This window comes from Candidatus Methanocrinis alkalitolerans, assembly GCF_029167205.1.
GTDB lineage: Archaea > Halobacteriota > Methanosarcinia > Methanotrichales > Methanotrichaceae > Methanocrinis > Methanocrinis alkalitolerans.
Map to the genome: position 1 here is coordinate 57,175 of NZ_JARFPL010000008.1, position 19,963 is coordinate 77,137.

At 60.2% G+C, this 19,963-nt stretch carries 19 protein-coding genes, 1 tRNA gene and 1 pseudogene; 5 read left to right on the plus strand and 16 right to left on the minus strand.

What is annotated here, in order from left to right; all coding sequences use genetic code 11:
• Positions 1-73 precede the first annotated feature (73 nt).
• From P0O24_RS03775 to P0O24_RS03825, 11 genes are all read right to left on the minus strand, one after another.
• Positions 74-1,441: an NfeD family protein gene (locus tag P0O24_RS03775; protein ID WP_316968404.1), complete on the minus strand. Its 1,368-nt coding sequence runs from the start codon at positions 1,439-1,441 to the stop codon at positions 74-76.
• Positions 1,438-2,214, minus strand: a complete 777-nt coding sequence (locus P0O24_RS03780) for a slipin family protein (protein ID WP_316968405.1) — start codon at positions 2,212-2,214, stop codon at positions 1,438-1,440. The genes P0O24_RS03775 and P0O24_RS03780 overlap by 4 nt, the downstream gene beginning before the upstream one ends.
• Positions 2,215-2,366: 152 nt before the next feature.
• Positions 2,367-2,516, minus strand: a complete 150-nt coding sequence (locus tag P0O24_RS03785; protein ID WP_316968406.1) for a 30S ribosomal protein S27ae — start codon at positions 2,514-2,516, stop codon at positions 2,367-2,369.
• Positions 2,517-2,530: 14 nt separating this feature from the next.
• Complete coding sequence (locus P0O24_RS03790; protein ID WP_316968407.1) at positions 2,531-2,830, minus strand: 30S ribosomal protein S24e; 300 nt, start codon at positions 2,828-2,830, stop codon at positions 2,531-2,533.
• On the minus strand, positions 2,820-3,368 hold the full coding sequence (locus P0O24_RS03795; RefSeq protein WP_316968408.1) for a GTP-dependent dephospho-CoA kinase family protein: 549 nt from the start codon (positions 3,366-3,368) through the stop codon (positions 2,820-2,822). The genes P0O24_RS03790 and P0O24_RS03795 overlap by 11 nt, the downstream gene beginning before the upstream one ends.
• 2 nt (positions 3,369-3,370) lie before the next feature.
• Complete coding sequence (spt4, locus tag P0O24_RS03800) at positions 3,371-3,556, minus strand: transcription elongation factor subunit Spt4 (RefSeq protein WP_316968409.1); 186 nt, start codon at positions 3,554-3,556, stop codon at positions 3,371-3,373.
• Positions 3,553-4,125: a DNA-directed RNA polymerase gene (locus P0O24_RS03805; RefSeq protein WP_316968410.1), complete on the minus strand. Its 573-nt coding sequence runs from the start codon at positions 4,123-4,125 to the stop codon at positions 3,553-3,555. The genes spt4 and P0O24_RS03805 overlap by 4 nt, the downstream gene beginning before the upstream one ends.
• Positions 4,125-4,508 (minus strand): type II toxin-antitoxin system VapC family toxin, encoded by a 384-nt coding sequence (locus P0O24_RS03810; protein WP_316968411.1) that lies wholly within the window; start codon positions 4,506-4,508, stop codon positions 4,125-4,127. The genes P0O24_RS03805 and P0O24_RS03810 overlap by 1 nt, the downstream gene beginning before the upstream one ends.
• Positions 4,509-4,558: 50 nt before the next feature.
• Positions 4,559-5,791, minus strand: a complete 1,233-nt coding sequence (locus P0O24_RS03815; RefSeq protein WP_394356680.1) for a translation initiation factor IF-2 subunit gamma — start codon at positions 5,789-5,791, stop codon at positions 4,559-4,561.
• A 208-nt stretch (positions 5,792-5,999) separates the two neighbouring features.
• Positions 6,000-6,680, minus strand: a complete 681-nt coding sequence (locus P0O24_RS03820; protein WP_316968413.1) for a hypothetical protein — start codon at positions 6,678-6,680, stop codon at positions 6,000-6,002.
• A gap of 121 nt (positions 6,681-6,801) precedes the next feature.
• Positions 6,802-7,026: a transcriptional coactivator p15/PC4 family protein gene (locus P0O24_RS03825; RefSeq protein ID WP_316968414.1), complete on the minus strand. Its 225-nt coding sequence runs from the start codon at positions 7,024-7,026 to the stop codon at positions 6,802-6,804.
• A 108-nt stretch (positions 7,027-7,134) separates the two neighbouring features.
• Between P0O24_RS03825 and P0O24_RS03830 the strand changes: the two genes are divergently transcribed.
• Positions 7,135-7,932, plus strand: a complete 798-nt coding sequence (locus tag P0O24_RS03830) for a 2-amino-3,7-dideoxy-D-threo-hept-6-ulosonate synthase (RefSeq protein WP_316968415.1) — start codon at positions 7,135-7,137, stop codon at positions 7,930-7,932.
• A gap of 232 nt (positions 7,933-8,164) precedes the next feature.
• A tRNA-Met gene (locus P0O24_RS03835) sits at positions 8,165-8,242 on the plus strand.
• Positions 8,243-8,409: 167 nt separating this feature from the next.
• Here P0O24_RS03835 and P0O24_RS03840 read toward each other — a convergent pair.
• Positions 8,410-10,239: a right-handed parallel beta-helix repeat-containing protein gene (locus tag P0O24_RS03840; protein WP_316968416.1), complete on the minus strand. Its 1,830-nt coding sequence runs from the start codon at positions 10,237-10,239 to the stop codon at positions 8,410-8,412.
• A 206-nt stretch (positions 10,240-10,445) separates the two neighbouring features.
• On the opposite strand from P0O24_RS03840, the gene P0O24_RS03845 reads away from it, so the two are divergent.
• On the plus strand, positions 10,446-12,089 hold the full coding sequence (locus P0O24_RS03845; RefSeq protein WP_316968417.1) for a tetratricopeptide repeat protein: 1,644 nt from the start codon (positions 10,446-10,448) through the stop codon (positions 12,087-12,089).
• The gene (locus tag P0O24_RS03850) at positions 12,076-12,432 is read left to right on the plus strand and encodes a hypothetical protein (protein WP_316968418.1); all 357 of its coding nucleotides are present in this window, start codon (positions 12,076-12,078) and stop codon (positions 12,430-12,432) included. Before P0O24_RS03845 ends, P0O24_RS03850 begins: the two co-directional genes overlap by 14 nt.
• A gap of 73 nt (positions 12,433-12,505) precedes the next feature.
• On the opposite strand, the gene P0O24_RS03855 is transcribed toward P0O24_RS03850, so the two are convergent.
• The 4 genes from P0O24_RS03855 to P0O24_RS03870 form a co-directional block, all read right to left on the minus strand.
• Positions 12,506-13,804, minus strand: coding sequence for a phenylacetate--CoA ligase family protein (locus tag P0O24_RS03855; RefSeq protein ID WP_316968419.1), 1,299 nt, complete (start codon positions 13,802-13,804; stop codon positions 12,506-12,508).
• Positions 13,805-14,178: 374 nt separating this feature from the next.
• Complete coding sequence (locus tag P0O24_RS03860) at positions 14,179-17,259, minus strand: S-layer protein domain-containing protein (RefSeq protein WP_316968420.1); 3,081 nt, start codon at positions 17,257-17,259, stop codon at positions 14,179-14,181.
• A gap of 370 nt (positions 17,260-17,629) precedes the next feature.
• Positions 17,630-18,790, minus strand: a complete 1,161-nt coding sequence (locus P0O24_RS03865) for a mechanosensitive ion channel family protein (RefSeq protein WP_316968421.1) — start codon at positions 18,788-18,790, stop codon at positions 17,630-17,632.
• A 390-nt stretch (positions 18,791-19,180) separates the two neighbouring features.
• Complete coding sequence (locus tag P0O24_RS03870; RefSeq protein ID WP_316968422.1) at positions 19,181-19,318, minus strand: hypothetical protein; 138 nt, start codon at positions 19,316-19,318, stop codon at positions 19,181-19,183.
• A 201-nt stretch (positions 19,319-19,519) separates the two neighbouring features.
• Here P0O24_RS03870 and P0O24_RS03875 point away from each other — a divergent pair.
• Positions 19,520-19,963: pseudogene (locus P0O24_RS03875) on the plus strand (IS1634 family transposase); the annotation flags it as partial.

Sequence of the window (19,963 nt, forward strand, 5' to 3'; positions counted from 1 at the left end):
ATATAAATCAAGAAAAGAAGCGATGGCCCCGGTCCTCCACCGGCGCCAAAGCCGCCTTTCAACTGCCTTTCATCTATCTCTTCCGCCTCACCTTCAGGACCATCCTCTCTTTGCCGACGACCTCGACCGTCTCGCCGGCCTCGATCGGCTCCTCGGAGACGGCGACCCAGTACTCGCCGTTGTACATGACGTGCCCCCGGGGATCGATCCTGTCCAGGGCCTCTGCGACCTCCTTCTCCATCCTGGCGGAGTAGGTGGGCCTCCTCCTCGCCTCAGCCACCTTGTAGATGGCGAAGACGAAGAAGAGCCCCATGACTATCGACGGGACGAGGAGGGCGATGAGGGCGTCCATCTTGTACTCGGCGGGGGTGGACCACTCCGGCGAGCCTATGGGTACGAGGAGGACAGACCCGATGATCATGCAGGCGAGGCCCGCTGCCCCCAGAAGGCCGAAGCCGGCGCTGTTCAGCTCCACCAGGAGGAGGACGACCCCCAGGATTATGAGGAAGACCGCCCCGATGTTGACGGAGAAGCCAAGGCCTATGAGCCCCAGGGCGAGGACGATGACGCCGACGAGCTCAGCGCCCATCCCGGGGTTTGAGAGGCCGAAGATGAGGGCGTAGAGGCCTATGATGAGGAGGAGCCCCGCCAGGAGCGGGTCGGATAGGATCGAGAGGATCTGGAGGCGCAGGCCCGGCTGGAAGTGGACTATCTCGGCGCCGCTTGTGGCGAGGGTTCTGTTCTTCGCCACGACCCCGTCGACCTCCTCCAATAAAGCCTCGATGCTCGGGCTGATGAACTCGATCACCCCGAACTCCAGAGCGTCCTCGGCGTTGAGGTTTAAGTTCTTTGTGACGAACTCCCGGGCCGCGGTGACGTTCCTCCCGTTGATCCGGGCCCTCTCCTCGGCCAGGGCCACCACGGCGTTGATCACCTTGGAGTCGTTGACTGCCTCCGTTCCCATCGGCCCGATCTGGACCGGCTGGGCGGAGCCGATGATCGTCCCCGGCACCATGGCGGCGACGTCGGAGGCGAGGAGGATGATCGTTCCGGCACTCCAGGCGGTGGCGCCGGAGGGGTAGACGTACCCGATGACGGGAAGGCTCGTCCTCTCCATCAGCCCCGTGATCTCCTTCGTCTCGGTGAGGCCTCCGCCGGGGGTGTCGAGGGTGATGATGATCGCTTCGCAGCCTAGTGCCTCAGCCTGGAGGATCGCCTCGGCGACGATCTCGTCGCTCGCAGGGGTGATGGCACCGTCGAGGGCGACGATCATCACGGACCCCTGCCCCAGGGCAGCGGCCGAAAGGGAGAGGAGGAGGATGGCGGCCATAAAGAGGGCTGGGATGGGGGTATGGGCTTTCAAGACCCCTGGGGCGGGGCGGGAGGGGCGGCCATCCCGGCGGCATCCTCCCCCTATAAGCTTCGAATCTGGTCTATTCATCTCTCCCCGAAGGCCTGTGTCAGCCCCGCAACAGTTCCCGTCTTCTCGCCGACCTCGCCCCCGGAGGTGACGACGATCATGTTCTTCTCCCTGGAGATCTCGGCGAGGGTCTGTAGCTCCCTCAGCTTGATGGCGACAGGGGCGTCCTGGTAGAGCTTTGCAGCCTCCACCATCCTCGCAGACGCCTGGAACTCTCCCTCCGCCAGGATGATCCGTGACCTCTTCTCCCTCTCGGCCTCGGCCTGCTTTGCTATCGCTCTGAGCATCGACTCGGGGAGGCTGACGTCCCGGAGGGTGACGGCGGTGATCTTGATCCCCCAGGGGTCGGTCTGCCTGTCGAGGATCTCCTGGAGCTTGACGTTCAGCTCTTCGCGCTTGGAGAGGAGGTCGTCGAGCTCGATCTCTCCGAGGACGTCTCTCAAGGTCGTCTGGGCAAGGAGGCTCGTCGCCAACCTGAAGTTCTCTACCTGGATGACGGCTCTATCCGGCTCCACGACCCGATAATAGAGGATGGCGTCGACGGCGACGGTGACGTTGTCCTTGGTGATGACCGCCTGCTTCTGGACGTCTATCGTCACGACTCGCAGGTCCATCGTCATCGCCTTATCAATGATCGGGATTATTATCGTGATGCCCGGACCCTTGATCCCGCTGTAGCGGCCAAGCCTGAAGATCACGAGCCGTTCGTACTCCCGGGGTATCCTGATCCCCTGATAGAGTATGAACAGAACTATCAGCAGAGGTACAAGACCGACGGATAATATGTCTACCAAATTAACACCCTACAAAGGTTGAGCCTCGAACATTTAAATAACCGACGGAGGAAAAGGGGGCTTCCACCGTCGAAACGGAGATGAAACAAAAAAACGTATAAAAACTAAAAGGGTGCGGAATCTCTCCCCTTCGGAGAGGGGCAGAGGCGAGTCTACTTCTTAAACTCGGTATATCCGCACTTTCCGCAGGCTAGCCGGTCGTCGTGCTCTCCGAGGAAGACGCCGTTGCCGCATCGTGGGCAGACCTGCTTCTTCCTCTTTATCGCCTCGCCGCTGACCTCATAAAATTGATGGACCGCCATCTACCTCGACCCCTCTACTCCTCTGTCCCGGCGGCAGGGGCGGGGACGTTCCTAGCTACTACGTAGGCCCTCTCCACCTCTTTTGCCCTCTCCTCGCTCTCGTAGATCTTGGCGTACCCCATCGTCTCACGCTTTCCGAACTCGGACTTGAGGCTGTCGACCATCACAAGCCCCACCTTGGAGTTCATGGTGGCTGCGATCTTGTCGATGACGCTCTTTCTGGAGGGGGTGGGGCCGTCGTGCTCGACTACGAACTTGACCTCTCTCCGATTCAAAATCGGGTTCTCTCTCTCCTCGATGATCTTAATTTCCATCTAAATCCTCCACAATCATTCTATCCATGATGCTCTTGACGTATTCCTTCCTCTCGGGGGTCACCACCACGGCGACGCTCCCTTCGTTGGGCTGGCCGTAGACGACCGTCGACCCCAGGGGGGCGTATAGTATGGCGGGCAGCGTTGCAAGATCCTCCTCGCCGTCGACGACGATCTTACCCCTTCCGTCGCCGGCCAAAAGGTACCTCACCGCCTCGACCAGCTCCTGGGTGAGGGTTGCCGGGGGGTTACAGACCTCGATCTTCTCGTAATCGTCCAGGTCGCTTATGCCCTGTTGGACGTGATCTGCCACCGGCATCCGTTTCGTCATGTTGTCCACGATGCAGATGTCGGGCTTTCTGCCGGGAGAGGAGACGAGGCAGAAGGTGGTGACATCACCGACGGCGATCACCTTCGGCGCGGGGACGAGGAGATCCTGCATCGGTTCTATGCACTCCTGCCCCCTTCCCCTGTAGAGCCTGCCCAGGGGGGGTCGAAGCTCGGAACGGAGCTCTTCGGGGAGACGCAAGATCAACAAATCTATCGCACCTTCAGGGCGTACCTTCCTGGAAGGGTTATCCCCAGCTTCTTTGCTACCTCAGACTCCTTCGGGTCGATTATCACGACGTAACCGCTCCAGTCCTTGCTCAGGGAAGACGAACCACAGATGGGACAGACCAGACCCTCGACAATCCTGTGACACTCCCTGCAAGCCTGTTCGGTCATTTCGATTCCGCCTCTGCCTCTTCTCTTCGCCGACCCGCCTCCAGCCACTCGATCTTTCCAAGGCCCGTCTGCCTCATGGTGAGGCCGATCTTGCTCTCTCTTGGCTCCTTCTCGTTGAGGCTGATGGCGATGATCCGAGCTCGAACCCTGTCGCCCTCCCCGAGAGATTTGTTCGAGTCTTTGCTGGCGAGCCGGGCATTCTTCTCATCGTACGATATATACTCGTTGGTGATCTGGCTGACGTGGAGCAGCCCGTCGAAAGGCCCGATCCCTATGAAGGCCCCGAACTTCACGATCTCCACCACCTCTCCCTCGACGATCTCCTGCATCTCGGGTTTGAAGACGATGGCATCGAAGGTGGCATTGTAATATATCGCCCCGTCTCCCGCCAGGATCCTCCCTTCCCCGATGTCGTCGACCCCCAGCACCGCGACGACGGTGCCCAGGACCTTATCAACCCTCGCCTCGTACTTGTTTCGGAGCGCCATCTCCACCGCTTCTTCGAGGGGATCTCCCATCTGGCCGGGAGGTATCCTGACTATCCCCTCCAGCTTCATCTTCTTATACATCAGAACTCCTTTCTATTTGCGATCTCCAGCCGTCGCCTCTGGCGCAGGTGTATAACGGTAACACCTCTAGTAGATAACTTTTTCTTCAGTTCCTTATCGTTGGTGAAGACAGCGGCTCCCGTTTTCAGGGCGAGGTCGAGGAGGGCCTCATCCGCCCCGCCGGAGGCCTCGACGATCTCACACCCCTCGGCGAGGAGCAGGCCGATCCGGGCAGCTATGCGATCCCGGCGGGAGTCGGCGAGGCGGGAGAGGGATTCGAGCTCCCGGAGGACGGGTCGGAGGACCAGGAACCTCCGATAGCCCAACCGTTCCAGCTCCTCGAAGACGTCCACCCCGAACTCCCCGGGGACCATCAGGCCGTTGGTGTCGAGGAGGACCTTCACGCGGTTCTATCACCTCTTCCCGAAAACGGCTCATCAGAGGCCAAAACGGATCATTTTTTTATGGTGCCGACGCCAATAAGACGCCACCGCGCGCCTATCCGCCTGCTGACGGCGACCCGGTCGCCGACGGCGGCGCAGACCGGCCTTTTAAGCTGGACCTCCACCATCCCCCCTTCTCGAGCGCTGGAGACGACCCCTACGGTGGTGGCGGTGCCGACGTTCAGCATCAACGGCTCGCTGGTGTGGATCGGCTCGACGTCAGCCTCGGAGGTGGCGCCTACGACCCTCTCCAGGAGCCTTATCTTCATGGTGAAGGAGTTCCAGACTGGAGGAAGTGTGCCCGGACCTCCTGCCACCTGCCCCACCAGGATGTCGCTTTTTGTGAGGGTTGGATCGAGGGTCGTTCCAACCCCCAGGAGGCCGCCGGGGGTCCCTTCCTCCTGGGTCCCACCCCCAGCCATCAGGGCCGTCACCTTGGTGTTGATGGGAACCCACTGCTTCCTCCCCTCCGACTCCACCGACCTTCCGGGCATTATCTCAATAGGGTCTTCGGGCCTGAGGACCCCCTGGATCAGGGTCCCTCCGATGACCCCGCCGACGATCTTATCGGGGAGGGTTCCCGGCCGGTTGACGTCGAAGGACCTGGCTATCTGGAGGAGGGGCGGCTTTTCTATATCCCTCTCCGGTGTGGGGATCGTCTCCTCGATGGCCTGGATCACCAGGTCTATGTTGACGTTCTGCTGGGCAGATATCGGGATTATGGGAGCGTTCTCGGCGACGGTACCCTTGACGAACTTCTTGATCTCGTTGTAGTGCTCGATCATCCTCTCCTTTGAGACGAGATCGATCTTGTTCTGGACGATGACGATCTTGCCGATGCCTGTTATGTCCAAGGCCATCAGGTGCTCCTTAGTCTGGGGCTGAGGGCACGACTCGCTGGCGGCGATTATGAGGACCGCTCCGTCCATGATGGCAGCCCCCGAGAGCATCGTCGCCATGAGGGTCTCGTGGCCGGGAGAGTCGACGAAAGATACAGTTCTGAGGGGCTCGCTGGGGGAACCGCAACCCGGGCAGGTCTCCTCCACGGTGTACGCCTCAGGCTCGGGGCAGTTGGGACATTTTCTGAAGGTCGCGTCGGCGTATCCGAGCCTGATGGAGATGCCTCTCTTCAGCTCCTCGCTATGCTGGTCGGTCCAGACCCCGGAGAGGGCCTGGACGAGGGTCGTTTTTCCGTGGTCGACATGGCCCACCATGCCTATGTTGACCGCCGGTTTTGTATGCAGTTTGGATTGGCTGGACAAATCGGGTCGCCTCTGATGATCTTGATGGCAACTTACAGGGAATGACTACTATTTAAATGCTCAGGGCTGGATGCCGACCCATCGCCCCTCCATCGGTGGGAAGGAAAAGACGAGGCAGAGGGGGGATGGGACCTGCTGGTCCGCACGACTGGATCAAAATTGCATTCTCGGAAAAGTTAAGGCGCATCTCCTAGACGTAACCCCTGCTGGCCTCGTTCAGTGCCATGACCGTCTCCCGTACAAAGAGGCGGTAAGATTCGATGGAGAAGGAGGACCAGCCCTCGAACTCTTCGTAGAGCTCGGCGCCGAAGGCGTCCTCCTCATCGTCCCCGCTCTTTACGCCGAACCCTTCGAGATCCGAAAAATTATCTGAGAGGTATCTGAGAAGAGCCGTCTCTGCGTAGGGCTTGGGGACGACCGGCTGGGATTCGGATAGCTTCAGCATCAGACTCTCCTCGTCGATGAGATCCTCCAGGGATACCTTCCTCTTCTCGACGGAGGTCTCGTGGGCCAGCTGGCTGATCTGGAGCTTCTCGCCGGGGGAGAGCTTTCTCATCTCTGAGAACGCCTCCTGGTAGAGCCTTCCCATCTCAAACTCGTGCTCGAGAGCGTAGGCGAGGATCCTGTCTGAGGCCTGCCTCAAATATTCGGAGTTGAAGGATATGATGGAGAACCAGAGCCCTTCGAAGTAGTACCTCCGGTTCATCGCCACGGCGTAGTCGAGGGCCCCGGGGGAGGACGACCCCATGGAAGGAAAGAAGGTGACGGCGTCGGTCTCTACCAGGATGTATCCGTCCGCCTCATCGCCGCCGAGGCGGCAGATCCGGGCACAGTCCGACAGCGGGCGAAATACCTTCGAGGGGTCTTTCATCTCCCGGTGCTTTCTGACGATCCTATCCCGATCTTTGGAATCTGCTCCGGCCAGGAGGGTGGCGACGTCCTGGGCGACCGAGACGAGCCATCTGCGGTACTCCTCTTCGAAGCCTTCCCGGTTAATCGGGTTCTCCTCCCTCGGGGACCTCTATCTTGTCCAGGATCTCTTTGAAGGATCGCCACTGGTCCACCGGTATCCTGATGCCGTTCTTAGACCAGCCGGTGTACCTCTCACTTTTGACATACTCCCTGATGTCGATTCCGGCAGAGCCTTTAAACTCGGTCTTTCTGATGACCAGCTCCGTCGTCTCGCTCTTTTTTATCCTCCCGAACTCCTCGTCCAAGGTATCAGCTCCGGAGGTTATCTGCCGCCAAGCTATAAATATCGCGGCGTCAGCTTTATATATGACACATGTTATCATGGCCCACGTTAACATGAAGGAGAACTGGAATTGAGCGAGATCGGCAAAAGGGTGCGGATGGAGAGGATCATAGACCGGAACAGCGGAAACACCGTCATCATCCCCATGGACCATGGGATATCTGTCGGCCCCGTCAAGGGGCTCGTCAACCTATCGGAGATGGTAGACAGGGTGGCAGAAGGTGGCGCCAACGCCGTCCTCCAGCAGAAGGGGATGGTGAAGCACGGCCACCGGGGGTACGGCAGCGACATCGGCCTCATAGTCCATATGTCCGCCAGCACCGCCCTGGGCCCAGACCCCAACAACAAGGTCCAGGTCTGCATGGTGGAAGAGGCGCTGAAGATGGGGGCCGACGCCGTCTCCGTCCACATCAACATCGGGTCCGGGACTGAGGCGGACCAGCTGCGAAAGCTCGGCGGCGTCGCCGAGAGGTGCGACTTCTGGGGGATGCCCCTCATCGCCATGATGTACCCGAGGGGCGACAAGATCAACGATCCCAACGGCGTCGACGTCGTCGCCCTGGCCGCCCGGGCCGGAGCAGAGCTGGGAGCGGACATCGTCAAGACGAACTACACAGGCGACCCCGACTCCTTCCGGGAGGTCGTCGCCGGCTGCCCCGTCCCCGTGGTGATCGCGGGCGGCCCCAAGGCCGAGACGGACCAGGAGTTCCTCGAGATGATCCGCGGCGCCATAGATGCCGGAGGAAAGGGGGTCGCCATCGGAAGGAACGTCTTCCAGCACGAGAACCCGACGAAGATGACCAGGGCCGTCGCATCCATAGTCCACCATGACAAATCCGTCGAAGAGGCGATGAAGATCCTGATGTGATGTATAGATCCCTCCTCTTCTCCCAAGGGCGGCCGGAGGCGCCGACGATAGCTGCGGGGGCCTCCTCTGACCCCCCCCCCGCGCGGCCACCGCGGATCCGGAAGGCGGAGAGGTATCGGGGACTATAGCCCAAAAACGCGCCAGCCTTTCGACCCGGTCGAAGGACGAAGGCGATGCACAAGCTTTATATGATGGGAGCGGGTTTGGAGTCTGTCGCGCCCAAACCGGACGAAGCGGGGTGGGGTAGTCAGGAAATCCCGACGGGCTCATAACCCGTAGATCAGTAGTTCAAATCTACTCCCCGCTACCAAATTCAATTTTAATCTGGATTTAAATTCCGACGAATACGATCTTGTTTCTGCTCTCAGAAGGTTGATCCGTCTCAAATCCGGCTCCTTCACCTTCAGGTCCTGAATATGAAATGTAGATGAATGGGCCGATGGGCCCATAATCATCAAGCCGGCCCCCTCTTTCTCCTCACTTCACCACAACGACGTTGCTCGCCCCCATGTGCTTTCGGTGGACGTTGTCCTCGAAGAGCCGGAAGTCGTATCTCCCCGGAGCCGAAGGCGCTCTGAAGGTCATGGTGCCGCAGGACCTGCCGCTCGTCCACTGCATGGCGAGCATGAACTTGTCGGGGCTCGTCATCTCGTACATCCCTATAGACGAGGCGGGCTTCGCCCCCCAGAAGGAGACGGTGATCGGCTCGCCGGGGCGGGCGGCCGCCGGCGAGGCCCTGATCCTCACCCCGGCGGAGGGCTTCACCTCCACGGCCCCGCTCTTCGCCAGGCTCTTTTGGCCGCCGTCCTCGAAGAGCCGCAGGTCGTAGATCCCCGCCGACGAAGGCATGGCGAAGGATCGGGTCCCTGCGCTCTCTCCGTCGAGGTGCTGTCGGGAGATAGGGGCATCGTCCCCTGATCCGGCGGCGAAGAGTCCGATCCAGTCCCCCTCAAAGCCGGGGGCGCCGCTGAAGTTGACGATGACGCCGTCGCAGGTGCCGGCGGAGGAGGTCGAGGCTTCCAGGGCGGGGGTCGCCACCTTGAAGGGGAGGGCGACGATCTCAATCCCCGAGCCGTCGAGCATCAGAAAGGCGTATGACCCCTCTTCTTCCGGGGCGGTGAAGGCGACGGTGCCCTTCTCGCCCTCCAGGATCTGGCTTGATACGGCCGCATCCGCCGGACCCGCCGCCGCACCGGTCCCGTCCTCCCCCTCGCCGGGACCCGGGGCGGGGAGGATGAGGACCGCCCGGCCAGAGAAGCTCCCGGGGGCCTTGAAGCCGAGGGGGATCTTCTGGCCGGGGGAGAAGGTCGATCGATATAAGACGAGCTCGAAGTCGCCGGATACGGCCCTGTACCGCAGGACCGCATCCTCGGTGGCGACGGGGTATCCGTCGGCGCTGTAGCCCCCAGGGATCTTCAGGGGCGAGTCGCAGATCCCGTCCCGGTCCCTATCCCTGCACCCCTCCTCGATGGAGTCGAAGTCGGAGTGATGGTTACCGATATTCCCGAGGTGCCAGAGGTTCTCGCCGTCGTCGCGGGCGTTCACGCCGTTGTTGAGAAGCTCGTTTCCGAATACCCGGTTCTCCTTTCGGCCTGCGGCAAAGCCGATCTCGCTGACCGAGAGGACGGGGGCTTCGGACTTCGGCCTGTACTTTATCGATACCCCTCCGCCGTCAGACGCCGTTATGCTCTCGGAGGCGTCGCTTTTGGCGATGCGGATCCCTTCGCCGTTCTCGGAGATCCTGTTGTAGGATATATCGTTCTCCCAGGAGGCCATAAGGGATATCCCGACCCCGTTCTTCTCAACGGAGTTGTTGCTGATGGTGGCCCCACCAGCGGCCTGGAGGAGGATTCCGATGCCGTTTTCGACGACGAGGTTCTCCTCGACGGTGCACCCTTTGGCAAGGACCTTCACCCCGGCGTCCGTCTCTTCGGAGCCGGAGCCAAAGATCTCAAAGCCGACGATGGAAGCCCCCTCCGCCTGGAGGGTTACAGCAGACCCACTCCCACCGGCGGTGATGGAGGGGCTTGCGACCCCCTGGAGGGCGATCCCCTTATCCACCACCAGCCTCTCCCGGTAGACCCCCGCCTCCACCAGCACCACGTCCCCCTCACCTGCACCGTCGATGGCAGCCTGGATCCTTTCGTCGGGTCCAACGGTAAGGGTGGCGCCGACAGAAGCTCCCACCAAAAAGAGGGAGGCGGAGATCAATAAGGCGATCACGAGAAGGCTGTGGCTTTGGGGGCGGCGGCCAACGCCATCGCCATCGCCTCTCCTCAAAGGAATGGGGTTTGAGCTTCTCACCATGGACCTCTCCGGGGAGCGCCGGTTATAAAAGGTTGGCTCCTCGTCTCCAGGCGCGGTCTGATTCGTGAGGGCTGAGGCATTGGGGAAGTATGGAGAGGCAGAAGAGGAAGGCGGGTCCAGGGTTCTATGGGGGCAGGGTGTCCTTGGCCAGATCACCAAAAGATTTTCTTAGCTTGGGGTAGAGATGGCATCAGGCGGGAGGCTTGATGAGCTCTAAGACCATCGTCTTCTTTTCGGTTATGGCCCTCTTACTGTCGGGAGCGGAGGCGGCCACCATCACCGTGGGCTCCACCGGGGCCGATCACGCCACGATTCAGGGGGCCATCGACGCCGCGAGCCCCGGCGACGTGGTGGAGGTGGAGGCCGGCACATATAGCGAGAACCTGGTGGTGAAGACCACCATCACCCTTCGGGCCGCCGGAGACGGCACAAGGAGGCCGATCGTCGACGGCGGAGGGCGGGGAAGCGCCCTCACCATCCTCGCCGACGGCGTCGAGGTCGAGGGTCTCATCCTGGAGAATGGGGGCTTCGGCTGGTCCGGCATCGAGGTGAGGTCGAAAGATAACCTGATCAGGAAAAACCTGGTCACCGACAACAGGTGGTACGGGATATACCTCGACGGCTCCACGGGGACGGCGATCGAGGAGAACGTCGTCTGGAATAACAAGTACGGTATCTGGATCAACACCGGGTCAGACGAGAACAGGATCGAGAGGAACGTCCTGGAGGCGAACGACAACTACAACGCCTTCGACCTGGGAAAGAACATCTGGGACGGAAACTTCTTCGGCGACTATGACGGTTCGGCCCCCACCTACGCCGTCCCCGGCATATCCAGCGTCGACCCCTCCCCTTCGGGGCCCGAGAGGGAGGATGAGGCGGAGGATGAGACGGAGGGGCCTCTCCAGGAGGAAGAGGTCGATGCGGAAGCTGAGGAGGTGGCTGGGGACCTCGCCTCCGGCTCCGACGACCTCCTCTCCGGGGAGGAGCCCTTAGAGGATATAGTAGCCGAGGGACCGGCTCCCCAGGACCCTGGGAGCTGGTCAGGCCAGAGCCTGGCCGACCTGGGCTTATCCCTCGGTAGCGCTCATCCGGAGGAGACGGAGGTGGATGAGACGGAGGTGGATGAGACGGAGGTGGATGAGACGGAGGTGGATGAGACGGAGGTGGATGAGGTAGAAGAGTTCGCCCGAGCCCCCGCCTTCGGAGACGCCATCGTAGACTTCGAGGAGGGGGAGGCGGCCCCGGAAGGACCCGGCGGAGATGAGGGAGATGAGGGAGATGGTGAGTCTATCGAAGATATCCAGGGGTCAGAAGAGATATCGGTGGATGCTTATGCCGCCGAGGACTGGCTCCGTCGGGGAGACGCCCTCGCAGATGAGGGTCGTTACGCCGAGGCCCTCGCCTCCTACGACCGGGCCCTGGAGATGGAGCCGGACTTCGCCGAAGCCTGGGACGGGAAGGGGGACGCCCTCATGATGACCGGAAGCTACGATAAGGCCGTCCGGAGCTACGAGAGGGCCCTATCTATCGACCCCACCTCAGCGGAGAGCTGGTACCATAAGGGAAACGCCCTCCAGATGCTCCTCCGGTTCGAAGAGGCTCTCGGCTGCTACGAGGAGGCGGTGAGGATCGAGCCCTCCTTCGCCGAGGCCTGGAACAGAAAGGGGGTGATCCTGAACCGGCTCGGTCTATACCACGAGGCTCTCGAGTCCTTCGATAGGGCCCTCGCCATCGAGCCCGGATACGCCGCCGCCTGGAACAGCAAGAGCTGGGCCCACCAGATGCTGGGGGAGGCGGATCCCGCCAAGGAGGCCTACGAGAGGGCGAGGTCTCTTGGATACCGCTGAACCATCCCTGGAGAACTCGATGGACGGCGACGGGGCCTTAAAGACGGTCGGGGGCAACGGCCTCCTCAAAGAGGTCGAGGCGCTCCGGCGGCTCCACGGCGACGCCATCTGCGACGCGGAAAAGTGCCGGGAGTTCAACCGGCGGATGTCGCAGCTCCTGATGGACCTGGAGGATACTGAGGAGTTCCGTCTCGCTGACCGGGTGATGGACGCCCTGGCGGTCTGCAGCCCCAAGACCGGCTCCCACTGCGACAACTCCGAGAGGATGAAGGGGATCCTTGAGAGGCTCGCTGAGAGGGTGAAGGAGAGGACGGAGGAGATGGCGGGCGGTGGCGGTCCGTAAAATGGGGTTATTGGGGGGGAGATGGCCGCATCTTCCACCGCCGTCCAGCTCCTCCCCCGGCTCTGCTGAACCGCTAGATCTCCCGGAGGTCCACGATCTTCTTCGACTTCCCCTGGGTCCGGGGGAGGCTCCCCTTCTCCACCAGCTCTACCTTCGACCTGATCTTCATCACCGACTTAAGCTCCCCTTCCACCTTCCTCTGAAGCTTCGCAAGGTCAGCGAGCTCCCCGGTGAAGGCCATGTCGCTCACCTCCACCTTGATGGAGATCTCGTCGAGGGCGTGCCTCTTCCTGTCTACTACCACCTGGAAGTAGTCCCCGATCTCGGGGATCTTGAGGAGGACGTCCTCAATCTGGGACGGGAAGACGTTGATCCCTCGGACGACGAGCATGTCGTCGGCCCTCCCCAGGAACCGGTGGAGCCTGACGGACGTCCTTCCACAGGGGCATTGGTCCTCCATCATGTAGGTGACGTCTCCCGTATGGTACCTGATGAGGGGCATCGCCTCCTTGGTGAGGGATGTAAGGACGAGCTCGCCGCGCTCACCGGGGGCGCAGGCCTCACCATCGGGGTCGAGGATCTCCACCAGAAAGTGGTCCTCCCAGATGTGAAGGCCGTCTTGCTCCTGGCACTCGAAGGCCACCCCCGGACCGAACATCTCCGATAGGCCATAGGAGTCGTAGGCCTTGATTCCCAGCATCTCCTCAAGCTCCAAACGCGCTCTGTCGGACCAGGGCTCGGCGCCGAAACAGCCTACCTTCAAGGAGAGATCGCCGGCCACCCCCATCTCCGTCACCGTCTCGGCGAGATAGAGGGCGTAAGAGGGGGTGCAGTGGAGGGCGGTGACGGCGAAGTCGATCATGATCTCTATCTGCCGTTTTGTGTCCCCGGTGCCGCTGGGGACCGCCATGGCGCCCATCCGCTCGATCCCGTAGTGGATCCCGAGGCCACCGGTGAAGAAGCCGTAGTTTACGGCGTTCTGGAATACGTCCTCTCTTCTGCAGCCGACCATCACCAGGTCTCTTGCCACCATATCCGACCAGGTCTCGATGTCTTTGGCGGTGTAGCCGACTACCGTCGGCTTGCCGGTCGTCCCGGAGGAGGCGTGGACGCGCACCACCTCGCTCTTCGGGACGGCAAATAGGCCGAAGGGGTAGTTATCCCGCAGGTCCCCCTTCCTCGTCTCGGGAAGGGACCTCGCGTCTGCAAGGGAGGTCACCTCCGAGGGAGTTATCCCCAGGGCCTTCATCTTCTGGTGGTAGAAGGGCACGTTATCGTAGGCCCTCTTCACCGAGTCCTTCAGTCGCCTTTGCTGCAGATCCTGAAGATCTGATCGTTTCATCGTCTCGATCTTGGGTTGCCAGAAGTTCATGGGAATACGATCCTGAATTTTTGTCGGCGGAAACCGATATGCTACACGCTGTCGTGAGAGAATCCGTCAGGGTATATCAATCATTCCCCGAGATATGCCGATCATCGCATCTCGATCATCGCATCTCGATCATCGCATCTCGATCATCGCATCTCGATCATCGCATCTCGATCATCGCATCTCGATCATCGCATCTCGATCATCGCATCTCGATCATCACATCTCGATCATCGCATCTCGATCATCGCATCTCGATCATCGCATCTCGATCATCGCATCTCGATCATCGCATCTCGATCGTCGAGACGGATCGAGGGGGGGTGGATCGACTATCTTCTTGATGGAGACGAAAAAAAGATGGTTATAGGGCAGGATCATCGATTCTTGATCCGCCCCAGAATCTCGTTCAGCCTTCCGGTCGAATAGAGGTAGGCTCCGCCGCCGATGGCGAAGAGGAGGATCAGAATGGCTGCCACCATTCCTGTGCTGCTCTTCTCCTCTACCGTCAAGGTTCTCTGGATACCTCCCACCTCCACGGTGTAAAGGCCGGGTTCCTCCGGCGTGTACTCGAAGGCGAGGGATCCGGTCTCGCCGGCTCCGACGGTGAGGTCTTTCGACTCCACTGGGACGCCGTTGACCTTAAGCTCCACCGTGGTGTTGTCGCTGACCGACCCCCAATTCTCGGCGATGGCGGTGATCTTGGCGGCCTTTCCTGCCCTGACGGTCTCGTCCATCTCGATCCCGGTTATCCTGACGGGGGTCACCACCAAGATCCTCCTGGAACCGTTCTCATAACCCACCTTGGATGCGGTGATGGTGTGGACCCCTACAGAATCCGAGGCGTACGAGACGGTGCCCACGGAGTCGGTGGCGCCGATACTGACGCCGTCGAAGGATATATCCGCCGCCTCCACCGGCCGCATGTCGACGCCTATAGTGGCCTTGATGACGAAGCTCTCTGCCTTCATCACCTCCTGAGGCGCCGTTACGGCGAGGACCCTCTCTTCCAGGATCTCGCTGACGACCAGGACCCCCATCACTTCGGTGTGATCGTCCTTCTTTGCCTCGACGTCGAATCTGCCGGCAGCCCTCGGCGAATAGAGGTATATACCGTCGGAGTCGGTGGTGCCGACCTCATCTCCGTTGATGGCGATGAGGGCGCCGATGACGGGGCTGCCGTTAGAGGTCACCTTCAACTCGGCTGGCGTACCTACGATCGCTTCAGGGATCTCGATCCTCATGGGCTTGACCTCCATCCTCACCTCGACGATGGGCACCACGAGCCTTTTATCGCTGTCGGAGACCTTGAACTTCATATTCTCCATGATGGAGATCGTCCTCCCCCTGCCCAGGCTGAAGGAGCCGTCGTTGGACATCTCTATTCCGGCGTCGGATACGCCGTCGATCTCCATCCTCCCGTAGGTCTCGCCCTCCTCGACGGATCGGGGCCTGTCGGATATCTGGAAGATCCCCTCGATGGTGGCCAGGTCCTCCTCTCTGCCGCGGAAGACGCTCACGACGTTGATCGCAATGATCGGGACCCTCTCGCCACCGATCCTCTCCTCGTAGGTTAGGGTGGAGGTTCGCACGTCCCTCCCGGGGTCGACGACCCTGCTGTCGACCTCATCTCCGTCCTTGGTTATGGAGAGGAAGACCTTGTTCCCGTCGAGGTCCACCTCCCTTATCTGGAGCTCGTACCCCTCCTTCAAGGGGAAGGTGGCTCCGCCCCGGACGGTATAGGACTCGTCGTCGTCTATCAGGACTTTCCTCAGCTGCTCCTCGTTTATGAAGCTGAACCTGTCGGTGAAGGTGGTATTGTCGTTGTATCCGGCGAAATACTTCTCCGCCAAAAAGCCGATGACGTTGTAGCTGCCCCAGGGTTCGTAATCGAACTGGACAGACTGGGGCACCGTCCTGTACCTGATGTCCCCTTCGCCTATCCTGTCTCCATCGAACCTGACCGTCATGGTCTCGGTTCCCAGGTCGTCGTCGATGTCGTAATAGAAACCCTCGAAGTTGTAGGGGTTCCAGGTGAACTCGCCCACCGCCGGGTCTACGATCGTGCCTCGTATCTCGTAGCTCCCCGTCCTCTTCACCGTCGGGGCGAACCGGAGCTCGTCGGCGTCGGCGACCAGGAAGCTGACGTCTCCCATCACAGAGACGGTCCTGCCCGCCCTGAGGGAGATGGATCTGTCGTTGATCATCCTTATGGTGTCGCCGAATATCGAGTCGACCTCCATGCTCCCGTGAGCATCGCCGGTGGCGACGGTGGTGTACCCGTCGGAGATCTGGAAGATGCCGTCGATGGTCACAAGGCTCGTCTCGGCCCCTCTGAAGATGCTCGCTACGTGGACCATGATCAGGGGAAGCTTCTTGCCTGCCAGGTCTATCTCGTACTTGTAGGTCGAGGTTCTGAGGCTCGTCGGGTCAACGACTTTGCTGTCCACATCTTGGCCGTCCTTGGCCAGGGAGAGCCAGACTTTATTCCCGTCCAGGTCTATCTCCCTGATCTGGATCTCGTAGCCCTCGTTCAGAGGGAGAACCGAGCCGGTGTCTACGGTGTAGTCGCTGTCGTCGTCGATGAGAACCTGTCGCAGCTCTTCCTCATCCAGGAGGCTGATATCTCTGTCGACGACATCGCGATCTGTCCCGATGTATCCGGCGAAGTACTTCTGAGCCATGAAGCCGATGACCTGGTATTCTCCCCACCTGTCGAACTCGAAGGATATCGGGGCGGCTTTCGTCTCGTACTTCAGATCTTCTTCTCGGATCGTCCTGTCGTAATTGTCGCCGGATCTGCGCAGGTTGACCGTCAGCGTCTCGGTCCCCACGTCGTCGTCGAGGTCGTAGAAGAACCCAGAGAAGGTCTGGGGGTTCCAGGTGTACTCGTCCGGGTTTATCCCCGCCCGCCATATCCGGTCGGTGTTGGACAGGGCGACTTCAGGCTCCTCGTCCTCGGGGAGGGCCTCCACCAGAGGATCATCTTCAGAGGCGTCGTTGCCGTTTTCATCGGCTTCGTCCACCGCGTCGTTCCCCTCAGATGCGGGATCCGATTCTTCAGAGTCGGACGTTCCCATCGGGGTCTCTGGAAGGAGCGAGTTGTCCATGGGGGCGTCGAGGGGCGCGTCATCCATAAGCTGCTCATCGACATCCTCTGGGGGTGTCTGCTGCTCATCAGCATCCTCAGAAGTTGCTTCTGTCCCATCGACATCCTCTGGAGGCATCTGCTGCTCATCAGCATCCTCTGGAGGCATCTGCTGCTCATCAACGGAGGCATCTTCATCCGCCATCGCTTCAGCGCCTTCATCATTCGATGATCCGTCCCCCGGCAGGACCGGTTCTTCTGGAGCTTCACCTGCTTCAGCTTCATCTTGTGCCAACGCCCCCATCGGCAGAACTGCCGCCATGGCGACCAGGAGCAGGCAAAGCAGTCCTCCAACCCTAAGGTATCTCATGACTCTCCACCAACCTAAACAAGCTATATCGAATTTATTATAATGGGCCTTTGTCATCTATATATATATCTTCTCTACGCCGTATCTGTAGACCGTCCCCGCCGATGAGCAGGTCGATCGATGGAACCCCGATCCGCCCTCAGGTGGGGTCATCGTTCAGCGCTGTTCTTCGATGATCCTGATCCGAGTTAAGGGTTTTTGTAGGCGCCGGTACTAAGAAAACGATCTGCAGCCTTCATAGAGGCGGATGGCCTGGCCAGCCCTCGCCCAGATCCGGGCCGGGATCTTTCGCCCAATCGCCGGGGTCACAACGCCGGGGTCACAATATAGATCGCCGGAGATCAAAATTCCATGAATCGGAGGGGGCGGGTCACAACCGGTCGCCGGATGGAGGCCCGCCGCCCGAAGTCCCGGGCTCGCCGCCGGATGCGCCGGAAGAGCCGACATCTGCCGCCTCGCCGGAGGAGGGGCAGAGCTTCGAGCCTTCGGGGGTCTGGATTATGAGGTTTCTGTACGGGAAGGGTATCTCGATGCCCTCCTTATCGAACCTCTTCTTTACGGCCTCGCGGATCTCGCAGTGGGTCGCGAAGGCGATGCCCCTGTTGGGGATCTCGTACAAAAGCCGCATATTCACCGCAAAGTCTCCCAGCTCCGTCACCCTCACTTCTATGTCGCGGTTCTTCAGGACGAGGGGGTGCCTCTTGGCGACCTCCAGCATTATATCCCGGGCCTTGTCGATATCGGCGTCATAAGCGATCCCTACGTCGACGGTCCAGGTTATGATGGGATCGGTTATGGTCCAGTTCACTATCGCCTGGTTGCTCATGATGCTGTTGGGGACGAAGACCCTCCTCCCGTCCCAGGTCAGGATCGTAGTATGTCTCAGGGTCAGGTCTTCGACATGGCCGTAATCGCCGTTGAAGTCTATTCTGTCCCCGACGCGGAAGGGGTGGAAGACGGCTAGGAATATCCCCGATATGACGTTCGAGATGGAGTCTTGGGCGGCGAAGCTTACGGCGATGGCCGCGACGCCGGCGCCGGCGAGGAGGGTGACGGCGATGTTGCTCAGCCCCGGTATCTGGAATACCACCAGGAGGAAGCCGATGGCGTATATCGCCGCCACGAGGAGCCTGCTGACGAGGAGCCTGAAAGTCTGTTCCGTCTCGGCGTCTATCCCCGTCTTCCTGCCCCCCATCATCTCGGGGAGCTTGATCTTGAGGGCACGGTTCACCATCTTGGCGGCGAGGTATGTGGCGGCGATGATCAAAATTATTTTCAGCAGCATGCCCACAATTGAGGCGACGTCGATCCCGAAGGCGATGTTCATCTGATCTGCTAAAGTCTCCAGAACCGGGGGGGACTCGTATCCGACGAGGGGGGAAGGGAGGTCCGGGACGCCCCCCTCCGGGAGGCCAGCGGCGCCGTCGGTCAGGTTTGAGGCCGGATCGATCTCTTCAGGGGCCAGCTGAGGGGGCGCCGCGTACTCATAGAAGATGCTCTCTTCTCCGAAGGGCGTCTGGTCCTCGTTCATAATCGAGAAAGTCTTTTTTGTCGATACTTAATATTTACCCCTATTCGCTTCCCCTTCTCATACCCATTGCCCCATCCTCATCCCGCTCCCTCCAACCGCCTTTCCGTTCGCCTTTCGCCGGGGTTGCGCGCCGGGGCCGGCAGGCAGGAGACGCCCGCTCGTCGACGTACCATCGACTCGGCACCACAGCCCAACTTTTTCCGTCGATCTAGCCTGATCGTCGCCCATCACCGCCCCCGCCCGGAATCGAGGGGCGGGGCTGGCGGGGCGGGGCGAGGGGAGATGATCGAAGGGCGCAGTATCTCGAAGGTCTGAGGAACAACGGGGGGCGGCAGGGGCGGCGGGAAGCAGAAAGAGCGGCAAAAGCTGCAAGCCCGCCCCGCCATCAGATCAGATGTAGATAGGGACGTCCCATTTGTCCTTGCCGTCCTTGGGGGCGTTCTTCTTCGACCAGGCGGGATAGACGAGGATGTTGCCGTATTCGTCCTCTTCCCGGATGAGCTCTTCCTTCTTCTCCTCTTCGGACATGGAGACAGCCTCCCGATCTCTCCACCACTCCGGCGACCCTGGGACCTGCCGGAGGGGGGATCATCGAAGGCCCTTTAACCTGATTCAAAGAATTTAAGGGTTATCCTGGAACCTAAGTTCCCCATGATTTAGGCATATCAAGATGATTTTCGATACCATCTACCTCAATCTTTAAATAGTATTATGTGCCTAAATATGCATATGAAATCGTTCACTCGCGTCAAAAAGATAAATGGCCAGGAATATCTCTATGAGATAACCCCGTATTACGATAAAGAAAAGAAGAAGATTCGCCAGAAGAGCAAGTACCTTGGAAAGAACGTCAACGGGGTTCCGGTCAAGGTCCGCTCCGTGGACCAAATGCCGAAGAAGGTGCTGTCGCATGGCGAATTTGTCCCGCTAAAAAAGATCGCGGAAGACCTTGAGCTGGAAGAGGTCCTCTCTGGTGTCTTGCCTGGCAAAGAAGTCTGGCCGATTTTGACTTTGGCAATGAACTTCGCCACGCGTCCACGAGCACTAACTCATATTCAGAGCTGGTATGAAGGTACGATCTTATCTGAAGACCATCCGGATCTTCCTTTATCATCCCAGAGCCTTTCTCGACTGTTAAGCCGTATCGGTGAAGGAACTGCGAATCTTGAGTTC